At 44.5% G+C, this 1,035-nt stretch carries 1 pseudogene; it reads left to right on the top strand.

The window, feature by feature from the left end:
• Window positions 1-1,035: pseudogene (locus tag AB5935_RS25645) on the top strand (hypothetical protein); the annotation flags it as partial.

Below are 1,035 nucleotides of genomic sequence, written 5' to 3'. Positions count from 1 at the left end.
CTTCTGCACTTCGGCTTGTAATGATAGCGATGCCAGGGAAAACAGTAATCAGCCTTTGCCTTCAACTCCGGAGGAAGGGCAGGTAGAAGAGGCTGGTCCTTTTATGCGGGGGACTACTTATGAAGAAAGGGGAAAGTCGCTTATCGACTGTATGCTCCGGGTGTCTCCGGGTAAAGGTTACAGTATCAAGTATCTGGCTCCGTTCTATTATGCCAGATTGTGGAGTAATCATGAAACGGCGGAAGCAACGGCCAAACTGATTGAAATCTATCAATATCAGTTGGAACATATCGATGAGGTTTATCATTCAGATTCCGATTTGGAGTTCTTTGTGCATGCTACTATGCATGGATATATGCTTACGAAGACCCGGATGTCGGAACAGTTGCAGAAGAAGATAAAGGATTTCATGAAATTAGGGAAGTATGCAACTGATAAAGGTACGCTGAATATGAGGATGATGCGACAGGCAAGTGGTTTCCTTTGTGCTGAAGAATGGTCTGATTTTGTGGATGCGGACGGGCAAACTTCTTCCCAGCTAAAAAGCTATTTGCATGGCAGAATACTGAAAACCTTGAAATCTTTCTTCACAGACAACTGCCCTGAAGCCGACGCTTTTACTTATTTGGGAATAAATCTTCAGTATGTGAGGATGCTTGCAGAATTTAGCCGGGATGAAGAAATTCGAAAAACCGCTGCGACGATTTATCAACACATGGTGGCACAGCTGCTGTTACCTTGGAATCAGGGACTTTATTGTGCCAATCCTTCCCGTTGTAAAGGCTGGGCGAATTTATGTACCGGAAATTTGAGTGTAGACGTGCAGATTGGGCAGTTGGCCTGGCTGTTTTACGGAGGACAGAATGAGCGTAAGATTCGTTTGGATGCCGGTAAAGATAATTTTGCCTGTTTCAATTTCTGGATGGCTTACCAACGTAATGTCAAACCTCTCCCTTACCTTCAGTCGCTCAATGCCGGTAAGCAATACCCCTATCATTTTGAGGCTATGCGTATCAACGACGATCATTTCTGTTG

The organism is Phocaeicola sp. RTP21198st1_B8_RTP21198_201120 (genome assembly GCF_040929485.1).
GTDB classification, from domain to species: domain Bacteria; phylum Bacteroidota; class Bacteroidia; order Bacteroidales; family Bacteroidaceae; genus Phocaeicola; species Phocaeicola dorei.
The sequence above is the reverse complement of the archived record's forward strand: the minus strand, read 5'-3'. Positions and strand labels throughout refer to the sequence as shown.